This is a genomic window from Sphingobacterium sp. MAE, assembly GCF_056711605.1.
The window spans coordinates 4330499-4349325 of record NZ_CM160044.1 but is presented as its reverse complement, the minus strand read 5'-3'; the positions used below and the strand labels follow the sequence as shown (position 1 = coordinate 4349325).

17 protein-coding genes are annotated in these 18827 nt (G+C 35.6%); 8 read left to right on the top strand and 9 right to left on the bottom strand.

Going from position 1 to position 18827, the window contains the following annotated elements:
- Nucleotides 1-19: 19 nt before the first annotated feature.
- Nucleotides 20-1720 (bottom strand): single-stranded-DNA-specific exonuclease RecJ, encoded by a 1701-nt coding sequence (recJ, locus tag AC06G9_RS18720; RefSeq protein ID WP_045753298.1) that lies wholly within the window; start codon nucleotides 1718-1720, stop codon nucleotides 20-22.
- Nucleotides 1721-1833: 113 nt separating this feature from the next.
- Here recJ and AC06G9_RS18715 point away from each other — a divergent pair, with 113 nt between their 5' ends.
- The 3 genes from AC06G9_RS18715 to AC06G9_RS18705 all read left to right on the top strand — a co-directional run bounded on the left by AC06G9_RS18715 (nucleotide 1834) and on the right by AC06G9_RS18705 (nucleotide 4566).
- Nucleotides 1834-2613 carry an MBL fold metallo-hydrolase gene (locus AC06G9_RS18715; protein ID WP_480956913.1) on the top strand — a complete coding sequence of 260 codons (780 nt, stop codon included), beginning with the start codon at nucleotides 1834-1836 and terminating at the stop codon, nucleotides 2611-2613.
- A 206-nt stretch (nucleotides 2614-2819) separates the two neighbouring features.
- On the top strand, nucleotides 2820-3299 hold the full coding sequence (locus AC06G9_RS18710; protein WP_045753300.1) for a cation:proton antiporter regulatory subunit: 480 nt from the start codon (nucleotides 2820-2822) through the stop codon (nucleotides 3297-3299).
- A 25-nt stretch (nucleotides 3300-3324) separates the two neighbouring features.
- Nucleotides 3325-4566, top strand: coding sequence for a cation:proton antiporter (locus AC06G9_RS18705; protein ID WP_045753301.1), 1242 nt, complete (start codon nucleotides 3325-3327; stop codon nucleotides 4564-4566).
- A 31-nt stretch (nucleotides 4567-4597) separates the two neighbouring features.
- Here AC06G9_RS18705 and AC06G9_RS18700 read toward each other — a convergent pair whose 3' ends face one another.
- Nucleotides 4598-4927 carry a metal-sulfur cluster assembly factor gene (locus tag AC06G9_RS18700; protein ID WP_045753302.1) on the bottom strand — a complete coding sequence of 110 codons (330 nt, stop codon included), beginning with the start codon at nucleotides 4925-4927 and terminating at the stop codon, nucleotides 4598-4600.
- Complete coding sequence (locus tag AC06G9_RS18695) at nucleotides 4924-6099, bottom strand: glycosyltransferase (RefSeq protein WP_480956912.1); 1176 nt, start codon at nucleotides 6097-6099, stop codon at nucleotides 4924-4926. The genes AC06G9_RS18700 and AC06G9_RS18695 overlap by 4 nt, the downstream gene beginning before the upstream one ends.
- Before the next feature lie 117 nt (nucleotides 6100-6216).
- Here AC06G9_RS18695 and AC06G9_RS18690 point away from each other — a divergent pair, with 117 nt between their 5' ends.
- Together AC06G9_RS18690 and AC06G9_RS18685 are read left to right on the top strand one after the other, a co-directional pair.
- Nucleotides 6217-7185 carry a polyprenyl synthetase family protein gene (locus AC06G9_RS18690; RefSeq protein ID WP_480956911.1) on the top strand — a complete coding sequence of 323 codons (969 nt, stop codon included), beginning with the start codon at nucleotides 6217-6219 and terminating at the stop codon, nucleotides 7183-7185.
- Nucleotides 7186-7277: 92 nt separating this feature from the next.
- The gene (locus AC06G9_RS18685) at nucleotides 7278-8054 is read left to right on the top strand and encodes an amidohydrolase (RefSeq protein WP_293923667.1); all 777 of its coding nucleotides are present in this window, start codon (nucleotides 7278-7280) and stop codon (nucleotides 8052-8054) included.
- Between the two features lie 6 nt (nucleotides 8055-8060).
- On the opposite strand, the gene AC06G9_RS18680 is transcribed toward AC06G9_RS18685, so the two are convergent.
- The gene (locus AC06G9_RS18680) at nucleotides 8061-8444 is read right to left on the bottom strand and encodes a hypothetical protein (RefSeq protein ID WP_480956910.1); all 384 of its coding nucleotides are present in this window, start codon (nucleotides 8442-8444) and stop codon (nucleotides 8061-8063) included.
- Nucleotides 8445-8617: 173 nt separating this feature from the next.
- Between AC06G9_RS18680 and AC06G9_RS18675 the strand changes: the two genes are divergently transcribed.
- On the top strand, nucleotides 8618-9064 hold the full coding sequence (locus AC06G9_RS18675; protein WP_045753307.1) for a MarR family winged helix-turn-helix transcriptional regulator: 447 nt from the start codon (nucleotides 8618-8620) through the stop codon (nucleotides 9062-9064).
- Between the two features lie 59 nt (nucleotides 9065-9123).
- Here AC06G9_RS18675 and AC06G9_RS18670 read toward each other — a convergent pair whose 3' ends face one another.
- The 4 genes from AC06G9_RS18670 to AC06G9_RS18655 form a co-directional block, all read right to left on the bottom strand.
- Nucleotides 9124-10674, bottom strand: coding sequence for an FMN-binding glutamate synthase family protein (locus AC06G9_RS18670; protein ID WP_045753308.1), 1551 nt, complete (start codon nucleotides 10672-10674; stop codon nucleotides 9124-9126).
- A gap of 215 nt (nucleotides 10675-10889) precedes the next feature.
- Nucleotides 10890-11654: a Rossmann-like and DUF2520 domain-containing protein gene (locus tag AC06G9_RS18665; protein WP_480956909.1), complete on the bottom strand. Its 765-nt coding sequence runs from the start codon at nucleotides 11652-11654 to the stop codon at nucleotides 10890-10892.
- Nucleotides 11654-14125: a heme lyase CcmF/NrfE family subunit gene (locus AC06G9_RS18660; RefSeq protein ID WP_248755646.1), complete on the bottom strand. Its 2472-nt coding sequence runs from the start codon at nucleotides 14123-14125 to the stop codon at nucleotides 11654-11656. The genes AC06G9_RS18665 and AC06G9_RS18660 overlap by 1 nt, the downstream gene beginning before the upstream one ends.
- A 21-nt stretch (nucleotides 14126-14146) precedes the next feature.
- Nucleotides 14147-14557, bottom strand: coding sequence for a cytochrome c maturation protein CcmE domain-containing protein (locus tag AC06G9_RS18655; RefSeq protein WP_045753311.1), 411 nt, complete (start codon nucleotides 14555-14557; stop codon nucleotides 14147-14149).
- A gap of 322 nt (nucleotides 14558-14879) precedes the next feature.
- Between AC06G9_RS18655 and AC06G9_RS18650 the strand changes: the two genes are divergently transcribed.
- Nucleotides 14880-15803, top strand: a complete 924-nt coding sequence (locus AC06G9_RS18650) for a lipid A deacylase LpxR family protein (protein ID WP_248755647.1) — start codon at nucleotides 14880-14882, stop codon at nucleotides 15801-15803.
- On the opposite strand, the gene AC06G9_RS18645 is transcribed toward AC06G9_RS18650, so the two are convergent.
- The gene (locus tag AC06G9_RS18645) at nucleotides 15792-17042 is read right to left on the bottom strand and encodes a dicarboxylate/amino acid:cation symporter (RefSeq protein ID WP_248755648.1); all 1251 of its coding nucleotides are present in this window, start codon (nucleotides 17040-17042) and stop codon (nucleotides 15792-15794) included. The two genes, AC06G9_RS18650 and AC06G9_RS18645, sit on opposite strands and share 12 nt — an antisense overlap.
- A 344-nt stretch (nucleotides 17043-17386) precedes the next feature.
- On the opposite strand from AC06G9_RS18645, the gene mnmC2 reads away from it, so the two are divergent.
- Complete coding sequence (mnmC2, locus tag AC06G9_RS18640) at nucleotides 17387-18052, top strand: tRNA (5-methylaminomethyl-2-thiouridine)(34)-methyltransferase MnmC2 (RefSeq protein ID WP_094773332.1); 666 nt, start codon at nucleotides 17387-17389, stop codon at nucleotides 18050-18052.
- Nucleotides 18053-18827 lie beyond the last annotated feature (775 nt).

Sequence of the window (18827 nt, the reverse complement as noted above, 5' to 3'; positions counted from 1 at the left end):
TGATTATTAAAAATATATTTTAATATCGAATTCCTTTTAAATTTAATTGTAAATTCTTTTTACCCCGCCATACATTTTCTTCTATGCTGTAGCACATATCAAATGGTTTGCCACTATTAATGGTTTCAATATGTTCAGAAAGTCCAAACCCGATACAATCAAACGAAGGCGAATGCTCTTGTTTAACAGTCATTTTTAAATGATTGGATCCTACCAGATAGGCCGATCCAATAAGACTTACTTTTTGACTTAAAAAAATGGGACTTTCATTTTGTGGTCCGAAGGGTTCGAACTGACTTAATATACGGTGAAATTTGGCATCGATATCCTGAAGATGGAGTTTTGTATCGATCAATATTTCTTGTGTTAACATTTCAGGTTTGATAAGTCGAGTCACCACTTGTTCAAAACGATCTTGAAATAATTTAATGTTTTCAATTTGCATGGTCAGCCCTGCGGCATATTTATGGCCTCCAAATTGATCCAATAAATCACTACATTCACTTAAAGCCTCATATAAGTCAAAGCCGATCACCGATCGACATGAGCCAGCAATGTGCCCATTGGTTTCTGTCAGAATAATGGTCGGTCTGTAATATCTTTCTGTAAGTCTGGAAGCAACGATCCCAATGACACCTTTATGCCAGTCTGATTTATATAATACCGTTGATTTTCGAGTTTTAAGCGAATCATTGTCATCGATAATGGCCAATGCTTCTTCCGTTATTCTGAGATCGAAATCCTTACGTACATTATTTTGATCATCAATATTGATACTAAAATCCTTCGCTTCTTGCAATGATTTTGAGATCAATAATTTTACAGCGTCTTTTGCATGATCTATTCTTCCAGAAGCATTGATTCGGGGCCCAATCTGGAAGACAATATCATTGACAGTAAATGTCTTTGTTTTATTGGTGGAAAGATCAACCAAAGCCTGTAATCCACAGCACGGATTCGTATTTAATTTGATCAATCCAAAATGTGTCAGAATACGATTTTCACCTGTGATCGGTACAATATCAGAAGCGATGCTCACGGCTACTAAATCCAGATATTGATAACAGATATCCAAGGACATATCATTTTTCATGATGAAAGCTTGAATCAGTTTAAAGCCTATTCCACAGCCTGATAATTCTTTGTAGGGATAATTGCAATCTTTTCTTTTCGGATCCAATACCGCAAATGCAGGAGGAAGTTCATCACCAGGTAGATGATGATCTCCTATAATAAAATCGATATTTTTTGAATTTGCATATTCAACCTTATCGTTTGCTTTTATACCACAATCCAATGCAATAATTAAAGAAAAGCCATTTTCGGCAGCGTAATCAATGCCTTGTGTAGAAATACCATAACCCTCAGCATAGCGATCTGGAATATAGAATTCGATACGCGAGTGAAATTCCCTGAAAAAACTGTACACCACAGCTACAGCTGTAGTACCATCCACATCATAATCGCCATAAATTAAGATCTTTTCATTTTGGCCTATTGCAGTAGTAATTCGTGCAATGGCTTTTTCCATATCTTGCATCAAGAATGGGTTGTGGAGCTGGTCTAAAGACGGTCGAAAAAAATGTTTAGAAGCATCAAAAGTCTCAATATTTCTACTGACTAATAATTCTGCTAATACTGGATTAATACCAAGTTCATTGCTTAATTGATTAACTTTTTTGACTTCACTTTTAGATTTTAGTACCCACCTTTTTTGCATATCTTTGCATCGTAATTATGTGTAAATATACGTTTTGTCTATTGACTAACCTAATAATACAATAGGCTAATCATGGTGTGGTATATAACACGCAAGTTTCCAATAAATTAAAGATGGCACTAGCACATTCCTTATTCGAAGGCTCATTTTCGGTCGATGCTTCGAAAAAATTTATTCCTTTTGATCCGACTATTCATCGTGCCATAGATCGTCCTTCCTCCATGTTTATCCATGTTCACCCTTTTCTCATTGAAACCAATGACGGACTTGTTTTATGTGATACCGGATTAGGACAAACAAATCCTGACGGTGAACTATTCCTTCATCAAAACATTAAAAAACTTGGATATGAAACGAAGGATGTGAAATATGTGCTGATGTCACATCTGCACAAAGATCATGCTGGCGGAATGGTCAGTTTTGAGGAAGGAGTAGGCCGTATTGCATTTCCAGAAGCAGAATATATAGTACAGCGTGGTGAATGGGAAGATGCCTATTCGGGAATTAATAATTCTTATCGAACAGAAATTTTTGATGTAGTGCAACGCAGCGGTAATTTGCAGTTAGTGGAAGGAGATGGGATTGTTAACGACGAAATACGCTATAATTTAAGTGGTGGTCATACACAATACCATCAAACTTTTCATATTGAAACAGGTAGTAAGCACTATTTTTTCGGTGGTGACGTTTTGCCAGAACCACAAGAGATTTTTCAAAATTATAATGCCAAGTACGATTTTGATGGACGGCTGTCAAAGGAGTTGCGTAAAGAATATTGGAAAGAAGGTGCTCCACAGGGTTGGATTTATTTATTTTATCATTCCAAGACCGTGGCAATTGGTATACCTGAACGACAAAAAGATGATCGTTATACCATTGTAGATCTAAAGTAACACAAAAATTTTACTATAAACATAAAACAGTTTTTTTGTTTATCTGGCTGTTTTATAGTTTCATTTTGCCGATGATTAGCAGCTAAACAGGTGGTAAAATGCTGATATGATTGAATTTTTAGCTAAGTTTGTATGAAGCTGTTTGATCATAACTTTTTCTTTCAGCGAATAAAATAAAAATTAGTTTTATAATAAAGCAAAAAAATATGTCTGTTGTAAGAGAGTCGGATCTTATTGGTATTGGGAAAAAATATCAAATTGAAACTGAAGCTGGAGACAATATGGTCGTGGTTATACATGACGATGGTCGAAGAGAATTATATCGTTATGACGAGGAAGAAAGTGAATCTCGTTGTGTGATGACTTTAAGCGACGAAGAATCTAGACAGGTCGCAGGTATTATCGGTGGATTATCTTATAAACCAAAAGCTTTGGAGACCATTGAAGTTGCATTAGACGACTTGAGAATTGAATGGTATAAAGTGGAAGGCAAATTTGAGGGTGCTAACAAAACAATTGGTGAGCTAGAAGTACGTCAGCGAACAGGGGCATCCATTATTGCGGGGATACTAGGTGAAAATACCGTTATTAATCCAGGTCCTGATTATATGATTAGTCCAGGTACAACCTTAGTTATCGCAGGGAAGAAGAATAATATTAAGTTATTAAAGGAAATATTAGTGTAACATACTCAAAACAAAATATATTTATATGCCATCACACACACTTATTTTAGAAATCGGAATTGCCGTTGGTCTTGTTGCTTTTGTAGGCTTGATAGCCAACAAGCTAAAGTTTTCTGTTATTCCATTTTTTATATTGATAGGTATGGTGTTGGGCCAACATGCTCCCCAGATTGGTACTATTGATCTTACATTTACCGAGAGTAAACCCTTTATAGATTTTATGGGACGCCTTGGCGTTTTATTTCTTCTCTTTTATTTAGGTCTTGAGTTTTCTGTAGGTCGTTTAATTAAATCTGGAAAATCAATTGTCACAGGAGGTACTGTTTATGTACTGCTCAATTTTATATCGGGTTTACTGATCGGGTGGATGATGGATCTTCCCTTCAAAGAGATGATGGTACTGTGTGGAATTATGACAAGTTCTTCAACAGCTATTGTTGCCAAGGTATTAACCGATTTGAAGCGAACCGCTAATCCTGAAACAGAGGTAATTATGGGGATGATTATGTTTGATGATTTGTTTATCGCTATGCATATCTCATTCCTTTCGGGATTGATTTTAACAGGAAGCAGCTCGTTTTGGACTGTAGCTGGTACTTCATTATTGGCATTAGGATTTATCTTGACATTTTTAATTTTAGGAAGGAAGCTGGTTCCTGCGATCGACAAATTATTACAGGTTAAGTCGTCCGAATTATTTGTCCTTGTTATTTTTGCATTGCTATTTATTACGGCTGGTTTTTCCGAAACTATACATGTTGCAGAAGCAATCGGTGCCTTGATGGCTGGATTGGTTTTAGCGGATTCCCAGTATATCAAGAAGATTGAAGCTATGGTTTTGCCTTACAAAGATTTCTTTGGAGCGATGTTTTTCTTTAGCTTTGGTTTATCAATAGATATGCTTTCGCTTGGAGGTGCCGTACTATGGGCTTCTATAGCAGCAGCTGTTACGATCTGTGGCAACCTGGCATCAGGTTATTTTGCAGCCAAATTTTCAGGGATGAAAAATAAAACTTCGTTTGATATTGGATTTACATTATCCGCACGGGGAGAGTTTTCGATCATTATGGCTAATATTGGAAAGGCGGGAAGTTTATTGCCCGTTATACAGTCATTTGTTGTTGTATACGTATTGATACTTTCCATCGTATCACCATTATTGACAAAAGAATCTCGGAATATCTGGACAAAATTATTTGGCAAAGATGAAATTAAGCCTAAGGCAATTAAAAGATTAAGTGATTTGGAATCTGGTCAAACACCATAAAAAAAAGCGAATCCATTGGATTCGCTTTTTTTTACAAGAAGCCCAATTCTAATTTTGCTTCTTCGCTCATCATATCTTTTGTCCAAGGTGGATCGAATGTCAATTCTACAAGAGCTTCCGTTACTCCTGGTACCGCAGCAACTTTTTGCTGCACTTCGTCCATGATTTGACCAGCAACTGGACAACCAGGTGCGGTTAAAGTCATCACTATCTTTGCAATACCATTTTCTTTCGTTATGATTTCATATACCAAACCTAGGTCAACAATATTTGCTGGCTTCAGCTCGGGATCATATACCGTTTCTAACGCTTCTTGAATAGCAGGTGCAATATTTAACTTATCTAAAATTATAATACTCATGTTGACGATCGTTTAGTGTTAGCTTGAATTGCCTCCTTGTAAATAGATAGCAATTTATTTTTATTCTCCTCAGGAGTAAAATTACTAAAATAGAATGCTTTTGTTGTTTGTCTAATGTTAAATTTTTCTTGTTGACTATAATCTTTCCATTGCTGCAAAGTTATCAACATATTATCCACATCTTGTGGATTAAATAATAAACCCGTCTTATTGGGGATTATCAACTCACTCAATGCTCCGATATCACTACCTATAACTGGAGTTCCGACTGAGAATGCTTCGAGTATGGTCATAGGCATACCTTCAAACCACAAAGATGGAACGATTAATGCTTCCGCTTTTTCAACCAATGGTATTATTTCAGCACGAGATTTAAAGCCTAAATAATGGATATTGGTATTTTTTTGAGCAGCTTCGATGACCTCTTGTTTCAAGATACCATCTCCAATGATCAGTATTTTGATATCAGTTTTTGAGAAAACCTCCAATAAGTTTAAAATTCCTTTTTCTTCAGTCAGTCTACCAATATATATAAAATAATCTTCTGTGGGCGATATGGAACTTTCAATAGGAAAAGTGAAATTGGGTTTAACAACAAATTTCTGTGCCTCCACCGGCAAAGTTGAATTAACGAATATATTTTTTGCAAAACCCGATAAAGTGATATAGCGATCGACCCTATTCCATGTTCCTATTTTTCTATGAAACCAATAGTTTGCAGCCAAAATAAATGTTTTGATGGCTGAGTTGTCCATGACTTTATTTTTGATAGCCGTCCATGGAAAATTTTGACTCAAACTCGAAAGGAAGAGTTGATTGTTGTGATAAAGAATAGCAGAGGGACAAAGTAGACGAAAATTGTGTAGGGTCATCACCAATGGAACCCCCAATTTATAAATTGTTCTGATAATAAGCGGCCCGCTGGCATAGTGGGTGTTGTGGATGTGAACTAAGTCAGGATTGAATTCGGCTAAAGTTCTTTTTACACGATATAAAGCAGCTATATTCCAAAAAGAAAAAATTGTTTGTAAAGCACCTTTCCATCCCTTTTTATTTTGAAAAGTGAGCGATAACACCTCATGATCCACAGCTAGCAATTCTTGCTCCTGTTGAAAAACGGTATCTTCACCACCAGGGCTTTGATAAAAAGTATGGATGATTAAAATGCGCATGAATACTTGCTTTTTTACAAACTTAGATAATTAAACTCTTTTCATCGTAGTGAACTCAAAACTTTCTTTTTTTAATTCTTATCTTCGCATATCTTAAGGAGATGATGATTAGATAATATGCAGCATTTACAACAATTAATCGTTGACTCGATTCAAAACAGTCAATTTCCGAATCAGCCCGCTAATCTTTACGATCCAATTCGTTATTTTTTGAGTTTAGGAGGTAAACGTATTAGGCCCACTTTAACCTTATTGGCTGCTGAAATGTTTGGTATACGAGAAATTACAGATGCCTTACCTGCTGCAAAATCGATCGAGTACTTCCATAATTTTTCACTTATACATGATGATGTCATGGATCAGGCACCGCTACGTAGGGGCAAACAGACCGTGCACGAAAAATGGAATTTAAGTGTAGCCATTCTTTCAGGAGATGGGCTGTTAGTGAAAGCGTATGATGAATTGGCAAATTGCGACCCAATTTATATTGCAGATCTATTAAAAACCTTCAATCGTGTTGCGATGCAGGTCTGCGAAGGACAACAAATTGATATGGATTATGAACATGCTGATGCAATCAGCATGGAAGAGTACATTGAAATGATCAGATTGAAAACCTCTGTATTATTAGGAGGAGCATTGCAAATGGGTGCAATTTTAGCTGATGCAAGTCTTCATGATCAAAAATTGATCTATGAATTTGGTGAATATATCGGTATTGCTTTTCAACTTCAAGATGATGTTTTAGATGCTTATGGAGATCCAGAAACTTTTGGTAAGCAAGTAGGTGGCGATATTTTGATCAATAAAAAAACCTATCTATTGGTCAAATTATTGGAAATCATAAAAGAAGAAGATCGAAACTCCTTACAAAACTTATTAAACTCTACCTGGGCAGATAATCCAGAGAAATTGAAGGACATGCTGACATTATATCAAAAATATAGCATAAAATCACTTGCAGATCAATTGAAAGAATCTTATACACAACTTGCATTTGAAAGATTATCTGCGATCGATATACCAAATGATAGAAAGAATGCGTTAATAACATTATCAAATCAACTCCTCATCAGAGAACAGTAGAAAGCGCTATTATTTGTCTATTTTATCTTTATTTGGTAAAAAAATTCTTAATTTGTAGACTTAGTTCATCATAATATACGAAACAACTAAAAATGGAACCGTTAAAAGTAACAATCTTTCAAGCTTATATTTTTTGGGAAAATATAGAAAAAAACTTGAGTAATCTTGCGCTTAAACTTTCAAATTTGAGAGAAAAAACGGATCTCATTATCCTACCAGAGATGTTTAATACGGGGTTTACCAACAATGTTGAGAAGTGTGCTGAGACATCTGATGGTAAGACGATGCAATGGATGTTCCATATGTCTCAGACTTTAAACTGTGTTGTTGCAGGTTCTTTGATCATTGTGGAGAATGGAAAATATTTCAATCGTTTTGTATGGATGTCTCCCGACGGTACGTATGTAAAGTACGATAAACGTCATTTGTTTGCAATGGCAAGAGAGGACCAATACTTTACAGCAGGGCGTGAACGTATTGTCGTTAATATCAAGGGATGGAATATTTGTCCTATGATTTGTTATGATATCCGTTTCCCAGTTTGGTCTAGAAATGTAGGTGGAGCTTATGATTTATTGGTGTATACTGCCAATTGGCCAGATAAACGTTCGGCTCATTGGCGTACATTGATCCCGGCGCGTGCTATTGAAAACCAAGCATTTGTTATTGGTGTGAATCGCGTGGGACATGATGGCAATGACATCTATTACTCTGGAGGCTCAATGTGTATTTCTCCATTGGGGGATGTGGTATATTATAAACCTGAAGATGAGGATTTATATACATTTACGATTCAACCTCGAGATCTTCAAGAAGCCAGAAAATCATTCCCATTTCTGCAAGATGCAGATAGCTTCAATATAGATTAATAGTTGTTATTTGTATGGTCTATCCAATATTACAGACATAATAACTGCTTTTCTAAGATCAAAATCTTCCGCGATAGTTTTTTCTTTTTGTTCAGAGCCTGACGCTTTAGCTTTTTTGCTTACTGCCAAACGATGCTCTTCTCTTTCTTTCTTAAATCGTTGGATTTCATTTGTTTCTTTAATTTTTTCAGAATAAAATGGTGCTGGAGAAACTGCTGGTGTTTTTTGCGGAATAGATTTATACGTAGCAGGCTGCTGTTTCGTTTTCGCAGGATCAGGGGCAATACCTTTTTTTCTTTTTAGGGCAGCCTCTTGTTCTTTCATATAGTTTTGATATGACTTAAAACCAAAGATTGCTAATGCAATTAATAGGGGTACCAACTTTTCCATAGCATGAAGATAATAAAAAAAACAATTTAATTTTTGTTATACCGTGTAAAACTTTATATTTATAAATATAAACCTATTTGACTAACGCGTTCTAGTTCATTAATTTTTTTTGAAATAAGTAACAGTTGGTTAAAAAGTACGATATAGTATAACCTAAAAAGACTTTAATTATTATGCTTAATGAAGATTTAATTGGAAAGATAGAATTCTATGATTTTCTAACGGGAAAAGCGACTACTGCCATATCACGTAGAATGCAGCGTAATTTAAAAGATGTGGGAATCAATATTACGGCTGAGCAATGGAGTATTTTGTACAATTTATGGCAAGAGGAGGGACTTACGCAGCAAGAGTTAGCCACACGAACTTTCCGAGATAAACCGAGCATCACTAGGCTTATTAATAATTTGGAAAAATTAAATCTAGTAATCCGTGTTAACGACAAGGAGGATCGTAGATCCAATTTGATTTATTTGACAAAGTCAGCACGCAAACTAAAAGATGTTGGCATGCAACAAGCCAATAAGACCATTGCTGAGGCGCTTGAAGGTGTATGTGCTGAGACTATTAGTATTGCACAAGTTACCTTACAGCAAGTTATTTGTAATTTGAGGAAATAAAAACAGCAGGGGTTTTATGATAATACCCCTGCTGTTTTTATTCCCTCTTGCTGTTTTATTTAAAACATTTTTGCTTCAAAATCGGTATGACTTTCGATCAGGCGTCCTTCTCTACCAAAGTAGATGTCTTGAAAACTTAACGTATTGACCGCATCAACTTTTCTAAAAAACTTGTCGGCACTGACATCAGATAAAGTTTTGAAACCACAAGCTTCCATAATTTCTACTGTTGCACGTAAAGTATTGCGGTGAAATTGTGCAACACGCACATATTTGTCATTCACATCTAATCCTTTGTATAGATGTGGCTGTTGTGTTGCAACACCAACAGGACAAGTATCTTCGTTACATTTTAAAGCTTGAATACAGCCTAATGCAAACATCATACCTCTTGCACTATAACAAGCGTCTGCTCCAAGCGCAATGACTTTTAATAAATCGAAACCGGTCACGATTCTACTGGATACTAGTAGTTTGATATGTTTCTTTAAGCCAAATGCAATAAGAGTTTTTGTTACAAATGCTAATGCATCATATAACGGCATACCTAGATTATCTGTAAATTCAAGTGGTGCAGCTCCGGTCCCACCTTCAGAGCCATCAATAGCAATGAAATCAGGGAAGATCTGTGTCGTTTGCATAGCACGGCAGATTTCGATAAACTCTTGTTTGTCACCGATACACATTTTGAATCCTACAGGTTTGAAATCACTTAATTCCTTCATTTTATAAATGAACTCCATCATTTCAATAGGATTTGAAAATGCACTATGTGCCGGTGGAGACATCACATCTGTCCCCGGAATGACGTGACGTATCGCCGCAACCTCAGGAGTATTTTTAGCTGCAGGTAGGATACCTCCGTGGCCAGGTTTTGCTCCTTGGGAGATTTTCAACTCGATCATTTTGATATTTGGACGAGCTGTTTTTTCTCTAAAAAGTTCAGGATCAAATTTACCATCATGGGTTCTACATCCAAAATAACCTGTACCCACTTGCCAGATCAAGTCACCACCACTGTTATGATATTCACTTATACCACCTTCACCCGTATTGTGTGCGAAATTTTGTAGTTGAGCACCTTTGTTTAAAGCTGTAATGGCTGTTTTACTCAATGCACCATAACTCATTGCAGAAATATTAAAGACGCTTAAGTTATAGGGATGTTTACATGATTCATTTCCTACTACAGTCCGTAAATCATGATTTTCAATATGACAAGGAAAGACAGAGTGTGCAGCCCATTCATTTCCTACAGTTTGAGGATCGGTTTGCATACCGAAAGCAACAGTCTCTCTTTGATTTTTTGCACGTTGGTAGACTATTGAACGTTGACGTCTGTTAAAGGGACGGCCATCGGTGTCAGATTCCCAAAAATATTGACGTAATTCTGGACGAATAGACTCAAAGAAATATCGGAAATATCCTACTAAAGGATAATTGCGTAAAATAGCATGTTTATGTTGGAAACTATGATATATAGCTACAAATAAAAGAGGCATTGGAATGACTAATAACCAAAACCACTGTGGTGTAAAAATAAGACCAAAGGAGATTATAATCAAATTGATTACAGTCATGGTGCCAAGAATTAATTTTCTAACGGTCATAATTTAAATAATATTTAGACTCTACTTGAATAAAATTTGATCATTGACCAATCAAATGTGTTGGACTGGCGTGATACATTTTTTAATGTTATTATACTTTCAAATATTGAACCAATGTTCGATTTTGACAAAGCAAAAGTACTAAGTTACTTGTTGTAAACGAAAATTATTGGCAGGTATGAAGAAGATTTAAAATCTTGGTAAAGAAATGATATTTAGCTTTTTCTTTTCACAATCTCTTGTGATAATAGTTGATAGATTTGTTTCCAATCATCCTGTTCTCTGATAAAATTTAAATGCTTTTTTATCGTTATTTTGTCATTTCTAACAGCAGGTCCGGTTTGAACCTCTTTTGGAATCTTTGTTTGTACTTTTTTTGCTGTTTCAAGAATAATCGGTCGTACTAAATCAAAGGGTAAATCATGCTTTTGCAAAAGTTCATAGCTGATCTGGAAAAGTGCATTCGTAAAATTATTAGCAAATACCGATGCCACATGAATCGCTAATCTTTGACTTGTGCTACATGCAAAAGATTTAGGCGCTATGGTATGGATGAGTGTTAATAGAGTGTCCTGTGTTGTCGGTGTATTCCCCTCAATACAGAATGGAATCTGGCTGAAGTCCGAATCTTCATTTTTAGAAATTGATTGAGGTGGATAAATGACTCCGTAATGTTTAAACTGATGTAATACGTCCATCTCAGTTGCTCCAGAGCAGTGTACAACAATGCCTGATACATCTGTTGGAAAATCTACGATCAAGGAACTGATCGCTTGATCGGATATGGCTATCACATATAAATCTGCATCTCTTTGCATTTCAGAGATCGCGCTTATGCTGTTCGCATCTACAGCAAAGGCCAATGCTTGTGCATTGGCCTTTTGTCGACTGAATATTTGTTTTATTTTGTGACCTTGATGATGAAAGTTTTGTGCAAAATGAGTTGCTACATTTCCACTTCCTAAGATGACAATATCCATTAGCTTTGTTTTTTATCTAATCGTTTTGCTTCACTATTTCTTCTAAATATAGACATGAAGAATCCGATTGACATCACGATTGTCCCACACCAGAAGAAATTAATATATGGGAATTTAATTGCTTTGAAAACAATCCATTTTTTCTCTGGTAATGGTTTTTGATAGACCATAATTTCTAGCTTATCTTTTTTAGGCAAGATATTCGAAAAACGGAACCGTAATCCTTGTTCGTTCACATCCTTATTAAAATCGTAAGAAGTACCGTCTTTAATTAAAAATATAGGCTCTACATGGTACTCTTTGTTGTCAGAAGCCACCACTTTAATTTTCAACCCGACGATCACATCTTTATCTCCTTTTGGGATATTCTCTAAGTGTGCGTTTCGATTCACCCCTTCAATAACGAAAAATCCATTTCTATAACGGAGTGTATCGCCCACGTTAGCCTCATAAGTTGCAGGTTCTTCGTAATCTTCAAAACCCGTTTTTTGTTCGGCAGGAATATTCGCATTTTTTGCCTGCTGATCCGAAGCCGCAGCTGTGATCAGGGTGTAAATATCATGAGTAAAGTAATGTTTAGTTGCTGGAGTACCAATCAATCCTCCCATTTTTTCATTATTTTGAGCAAATGGCATCAGTACAAATGAACTTTCGACTTTTCCACTTTCTTCATCAATTTTTTCGTATTTTATTTTATAAAATACATTAGGTTGAGCAACACTATCACCGATATAGGTAATACGGTAATCACCCATTTGAACAGGCTCTCCCTCTGTTAAAAATAAGTTATCTCCAGGTTTCTCCACTTTATCAAACCCTGATACCGCGATATAACCGGTGTTATTGATGGAGATGACTTCGTTTGTAGAAGCAGCTACCATAGCTCCAATTAATAGCAGTCCAAAGCCAATATGTGCTACAGACGAACCCGCTAATTTCCATTTCCCTTTTATAGCATCGGCTAATACACGGATATTAGCAAGAATACAGAATAAAGAAGAGAAAGTAATCAATATGAAAATGAGGTTTGTATATGTTTTAGTGATATAAGAAACGACAGCAGTCAATACAACCGCAACGATTAAGGAGGCAATAGTAGATGCGAAAAATTTTCTAGGATCTGTTTTTTTATATTTTAAAAACTGAGTAATAGATGTTAAAATCATAATAATAACAGCAAAACCTGATTGCCATTTATTATAATGTTGGATAGGATCTAAAGGAGGAGCCACTTTGGTTCCAAAAATAGCATTAAAGACGGGGATTGATGTGGACGAAATCATTTGAACACAGGCTACAGTCAGTACTAAAGCGCCGATGAACAACCAAAATTCTCTAGAATAGATATCTTCCTCCTTTTGTGTTGTGGGCATATGTTTTTTTCGCACAACCAAGGCTACAACCATAATGACAAAGAATGTGGCATTAAATGCGATCAACTGTCCGTTTAAACCAAGATCTGTAAAGGAGTGAACAGATGTTTCTCCAAGAATACCACTTCTTGTTAGATATGATGCATAGATAACCAGTACAAAACTCACCAATGCTAAAAATGTGGCAGTGAAATAAGAATGACCGGAGTTTTTGTATGCGATCATGACATGGACAGCAGCAATTAATGTAAACCAAGGAATAATAGAAGCATTTTCTACTGGATCCCAAGCCCAAAAACCACCAAAGTTAAGGGCTTCATACGCCCAAAAAGAACCCATAATAATACCTACTCCCAAAATCATAACCGCAAAAAGCGCCCATGGCAATGCAGGTGTGATCCATTCTTTGTAACGTTTGGTCCAAAGTGCTCCAGCTGCGTATGCAAAAGGAACGACCATAGAAGCAAACCCTAAGAATAGTGTAGGAGGGTGGATCACCATCCAATAATTTTGTAATAATGGATTTAAGCCTCGACCATCGGGAATTAAGGAAAGATAATCAGCTTGACTGAAAATTGGGCCTTCAATAGCCTCTCGTAATAAGATAAAAGGCGAACTACCGAAGTGAAATCCAAAAATTTGAACCCCTACTATCATCGAAGCCAAGAATACTTGACACAACATGATAAAGGTCATCACGGGACCTTCCCAATCCTTTGCTTTAAACAGTAGAACTGATCCTAATACACTTTGCCAAAACATCCAAAGCAAAAAACTACCTTCTTGACCTTCCCAAAAACTGGAAATGATATAATGCGTTGGAAGTGCTTTCGAACTATGGGCCCAAGCATAATGATATTCAAATAAATGATTGTATATGATGTAAAATAATGTCGACCCAATTGCAAGAATTGAAACGGCATTTATCCAAAAGGAGATCCTAGCGATCTTTAACCAAGATTTGTCCTCTTTATTCGTATTAGTGGTCGCAAAATAATAACTGATGAAAGAAAGTAGTGCTGTTCCAAATGAGAGAATAACGAAAAATTGACCTATTTTTCCAGGCAATAGATTCTCGCCTACGTAGTTTACGTCCATTTATGAGGTGATTATGAAATATTATTTATTAAAAGCTACTGCGTTCGTTTCGATAACTTCAACCTGATCTTGGTTGTATTTTGAAGGGCATTTCATCAAAATTTTTGATGCGTGAAATACATCGCCATCCATTTTTCCTGTTAACACGATCTGTTCTGAACGTTCGATATCTTGTGGTTTTGAACCATTGAATACCACGACGCATTCAGTACTATCGTTGTCATACATGTAAAATGAAAAGTGATTGGCATTTGTTTTTGGATCGTAATGCAACGCTTTTTCTTTATTAAGTACACCTACAACATAGAGCTCTGTCTTTTTCTCTTTCGCTTCAGTAAAAGTTGAATATGTACTTGAATCTGTGTAAATAACAAGAATCATAGCAATAGCAACAGCAATGATGGCGATTAGAACAATGGAACTTTTTTTCATTCGAGTAATTTTTTAATGTTCATGATCATTTATGAACAGTTATTCATGTTTATTGATGAGCTGATTTAAGCTCATGAAGGTTTCATTCTAAAAAATTTAACACCTTATCGACTACAAAATTACAAATAGATTGGCGAAGTAACTAAATTTGCAACTCTGATAGTTTATTTATAACCTTTCTAAATAATTACTTGTTATCGAAAACATATCTTTAAATGATTCTGCACGAGATAGCTAGAATCTTGTTAAATATTTTTAATTTAGTTTATATCTTAATTTTTACAATCAGTTGAATAACATCAAAATAATTATTCTGTCTTTCATGTATGTATGTTTAGCAATATGTAGTGTCAAGCATTCATGGTCACAAACAAAAAATATACGGCATGAAGTTGTTATTCAAAATGATAATGATGTTTATTTGCTGACTTCTCAGGATCGTTATTATACAAATGGAATTAACATCAACTATCGATTGGGGCTAAGGTCGGATACTTCTCGACTAAAAAATCGGGTACTGGATATAGAATTTGGACAAAAAATGTACAATGGGATTAACTTATATACGACAAAGTCTTTACAGTGGGATCGTCCTTTTGCCGGTTATTTATATTTGTCCGGAGAATTGAATCAGTTTTATAATGATGATCAAGTATTAAGTTTAAAAGTAGAATTAGGTCAAGTTGGCCCACTTGCAAAAGGAAAGGAAGTCCAACAAGTAATTCATCAAGTATTTAAGATGTATGAAGTTTCAGGTTGGGATCAGGAAATATCGAATGCTTTTGGAGTTGATCTTGGTGTGAAATATCAAAAATTAATTTACAGATCGATAAACAATAATTTTGAAATATCTGGTGTGAGCTCCAGTACATTAGGGATGAATCATATCAATGCGCATATAGGGTTGCCTATACGCTGGGGAAGCTTACGCTCATTCAGTCATTCGGTTTTTACAAAGGGGCATGTTCAAAGCAGGAGAAACGATCGCGAATTATTTTTATACTACGTACCTGCTGTTTATTTTAATGGTTATAATGCCACTATTCAAGGTGGGTTGGGGCATCAAGACATCAACAAAGGACAATATCAGATTGAAAAAATAATCTATAGCCATAAAATCGGTTTTATGCTTGCAAACGGTAGATCATCTTTAGGACTATCCTATGTATTTCAATCGCGTGAGGCAAAAGAGATGCTTTATAAAACACATCAATACGGTACTATATTTTATGGATTAAGATTCTAAGGAATCTACGGCTGCCACCTGAAATTTATTGCCCGTAAATTTTGTTACAAGCATGCTCGCTACCGTATCCCCTGTTGCATTTAAGATGGTAGCTAAGGGGTCAACTAACGTTCCGATTATCATAACTGCAGGAACAGCTTCAATAGGTAGGCCAAGAACTGAAATCATAAGCATTTCGCCAATATATCCACCATTTGGAATTCCTCCAGCGACAACGCTTACCAGTACAGTAATACCAAGTGCTGTGATGAGCGTAGTAGGATCAAAGAAATCTTTCCCTATTAGTAGAAAAGCAACATATATTTTAAAAATAGACGATATACTCGAACCTTGTTTATGCAAGGTTGTTCCTAATGGGATGACAACATTTGCGATCGCATCTGGAATTCCAATATTTTTTGCGGCAAGTAAATTCGCGGGCATCGTGGCCAAGCTGCTACATGAACCTAACGCAGTCAATGTGGGTACAATATTGTTTTTCCAGAATGACGTTAGACCGTATTTTCCATTAGATATAAAAGCAAATACGCTAAAACCCAAAATGAAATAGAGGGTACCAAAAAGGTAGTAAAGACCTAGAGGTTTAGCATAGAAACCAAATAATTGTGGACCTAAGCTACTCACTTGATAGGCAAAATATGCGCCTAAACCTAAGGGTGAAATTTTCATGATTAAAATCAGTAAATTCTTCATTACCTCGTTTCCACCATTCAAGAAGGCGAGAAAAGGTTGTGCAGCGGTACTGGATTTTCGAGTGGCAATGCCAACTAAAAATGAAAATATAACGAGGGCAAGCATATTTTCCCTGGAGAGTAATTTTCCAAATTCTGAAACCGTAATAAAGCGAACCATTTTATCGCTCCAGGTATCATCAGGATTGTTGTCAAGCAGATGAGCCCCATCGGCTACATGTGGAGCCTCCAAAGGAAAAAAATAAAGTACCGCAATAGTTGCGCAAGCGGAAATTAAAACCCCCATTAAAAATACCATACTCATCGTACCAATTATCTTTCCTAACTGGTTTGTACCTTCAATATTGGCTACTGAGGAAGAAATAGCGAAAAATACTAAAGGAATAACCGCTACAAATAGTAAATTAAGAAAAATATCACCTATAGGTTTGATATAAACCACCACTTGGGGTAGATATATCCCTAAAATACTACCTAGAAGAATACCTACAATAAGTAGGATGATATTCCCATAATTTTGGAGGAATAAATTGATTGAATATGTCATTGTGAAGACTAAATTAGTTTTTTTTCTAATATGTTTTATTAAAAATGTTTTAATAGCATATTTCACTTAACATTTTAGATCAATAGCTTAATATATATTCAAATTCTCGATATGAAATTTATATAAATTGAGATGAATATGGATCTTTCCTTATAGGATTGAGCAAATTTTATCCAACCATATTTTGTTGAGGGTATAGTGAGCCTATCTTTCAATTATAATTTAGGCAATCGTCCTAGCCTTTTTGTTTGTTAATATCATTAAGGTTAGATAAAGATGAATAACACTAGAATACATGTATCGATTAAGATCTATTTATTTTACTTTTGTTCCATATGCAAGAAATGGAATTTGTAACGACAGGAGATGGTTCAAAGACATTGTTCAATGAACAAATAGGCGAGTGTTATCACTCCAAACATGGTGCAGTTCAGGAAAGTAAACATGTTTTTATTCATACAGGGCTTGATTATTATATACAACAGCATCAGTTAGATAAAGTTGCAATTTTAGAAGTCGGGTTTGGAACAGGTTTAAATTTTACACAAACGCTAGCTTACATTGCTGATAAACAGGTTGAGATAGATTATGTTGGAATAGAGGGATTTCCATTACCTCTAGAAGTGATCCAAGAAATTGGTTATGATGCTTTTGTGTCAGAGGAAGATTGGAAAAATTATATCTCGCATTATAAGGACGCATTAACTGGAACCATGCAGATCAACAAACAAGCGCAGTTACATATCAATCATACTTTATTGATGAATTTTAACTCCAATAAGATTTTTGATATCGTGTACTTTGATGCATTTGCTGCGGTCCATCAACCCGAAATGTGGTCAGATGAAGCATTAGCACATGTCGCTAAATTTATAAAGCCAGGAGGCGTATTTGTTACCTATGCGATCACTGGAAATCTTAAAAGAAGCATGAAGGCTTTAGGATTTACGATTGAAAAAGCTCCTGGTGCACCAGGAAAAAGGGAAATGCTACGGGCAACAAAAATTTAATAGAGAAGAGCGAGCCTATCTGATCTTTTTCTGGTCAAAATGGGGCTATCGTCCTTTCTATCCCATAACGACAAATGATAAAGGCATCATCTTCTTATGATGATGAAGTATTCTTGTAAGAAGAAGGGATTAGCAGTGATTAAAATAGTTAGCGTGCTAATTTTTATGTTCAACATGCTGCAAGACCCTAAGATAGTATGCAAAAGTTGGATCCCTTCTTGGTTCGGAGCGATCCCTTCTTCTCAAGAAGGGATCACATGTTATTCAGAAGTAAGACAATCTTTTCAACAAGTAACCCCTTTTTGAAAAGATTGTCCTGATTATTTGGTTTTATCTTAGATTCTTTACAAGAAGGACCTCAATGTTTAAAAGAAGGGATCCCTTCTTTTAAACATTGAGGTCCTTCTTCTCTACATGCAATCCCTTCTTATTAATAAGCAGTCCCTTGTTTGTAAGATTTAGCTCCTTGTTTATAAGTTTTGGTCGCTTGTTTTCAAGCTATGATCGTTTGTTTTCAGGATATGATCACTTTTTTAGAATATTAAACCAAAACTATTCAAGTTGATCCTTTTCTTTTCACTAAGTACAAGGTTATTAAACAAACATAGAACCGTTTTGGTAGGTAGTCTGATCTTTTTTAGAAAGAGGGTGTCCCTTATTTGAAAGATTGGATCGCTTCTTTAAAAGAAGGAGCTCCTTCTTTTAAAGAAGCGATTACAGAAAGCCAATATATCGAGTAAAATATCTCCTATTATCGTTTAAAGGCGTATTTCCT

Bases quoted from the DNA above. Each gene is read 5' to 3' on its own strand.
- recJ (WP_045753298.1), bottom strand. From the start codon at position 1,720: ATGCAAAAAAGGTGGGTACTAAAATCTAAAAGTGAAGTCAAAAAAGTT.
- AC06G9_RS18655 (WP_045753311.1), bottom strand. From the start codon at position 14,557: ATGAAAAAAAGTTCCATTGTTCTAATCGCCATCATTGCTGTTGCTATT.
- AC06G9_RS18680 (WP_480956910.1), bottom strand. From the start codon at position 8,444: ATGGAAAAGTTGGTACCCCTATTAATTGCATTAGCAATCTTTGGTTTT.
- AC06G9_RS18710 (WP_045753300.1), top strand. From the start codon at position 2,820: ATGTCTGTTGTAAGAGAGTCGGATCTTATTGGTATTGGGAAAAAATAT.
- AC06G9_RS18670 (WP_045753308.1), bottom strand. From the start codon at position 10,674: ATGACCGTTAGAAAATTAATTCTTGGCACCATGACTGTAATCAATTTG.
- AC06G9_RS18715 (WP_480956913.1), top strand. From the start codon at position 1,834: ATGGCACTAGCACATTCCTTATTCGAAGGCTCATTTTCGGTCGATGCT.
- AC06G9_RS18705 (WP_045753301.1), top strand. From the start codon at position 3,325: ATGCCATCACACACACTTATTTTAGAAATCGGAATTGCCGTTGGTCTT.
- AC06G9_RS18690 (WP_480956911.1), top strand. From the start codon at position 6,217: ATGCAGCATTTACAACAATTAATCGTTGACTCGATTCAAAACAGTCAA.
- AC06G9_RS18650 (WP_248755647.1), top strand. From the start codon at position 14,880: ATGTATGTATGTTTAGCAATATGTAGTGTCAAGCATTCATGGTCACAA.
- mnmC2 (WP_094773332.1), top strand. From the start codon at position 17,387: ATGGAATTTGTAACGACAGGAGATGGTTCAAAGACATTGTTCAATGAA.
- AC06G9_RS18665 (WP_480956909.1), bottom strand. From the start codon at position 11,654: ATGGATATTGTCATCTTAGGAAGTGGAAATGTAGCAACTCATTTTGCA.
- AC06G9_RS18660 (WP_248755646.1), bottom strand. From the start codon at position 14,125: ATGGACGTAAACTACGTAGGCGAGAATCTATTGCCTGGAAAAATAGGT.
- AC06G9_RS18700 (WP_045753302.1), bottom strand. From the start codon at position 4,927: ATGAGTATTATAATTTTAGATAAGTTAAATATTGCACCTGCTATTCAA.
- AC06G9_RS18685 (WP_293923667.1), top strand. From the start codon at position 7,278: ATGGAACCGTTAAAAGTAACAATCTTTCAAGCTTATATTTTTTGGGAA.
- AC06G9_RS18645 (WP_248755648.1), bottom strand. From the start codon at position 17,042: ATGACATATTCAATCAATTTATTCCTCCAAAATTATGGGAATATCATC.
- AC06G9_RS18675 (WP_045753307.1), top strand. From the start codon at position 8,618: ATGCTTAATGAAGATTTAATTGGAAAGATAGAATTCTATGATTTTCTA.
- AC06G9_RS18695 (WP_480956912.1), bottom strand. From the start codon at position 6,099: ATGCGCATTTTAATCATCCATACTTTTTATCAAAGCCCTGGTGGTGAA.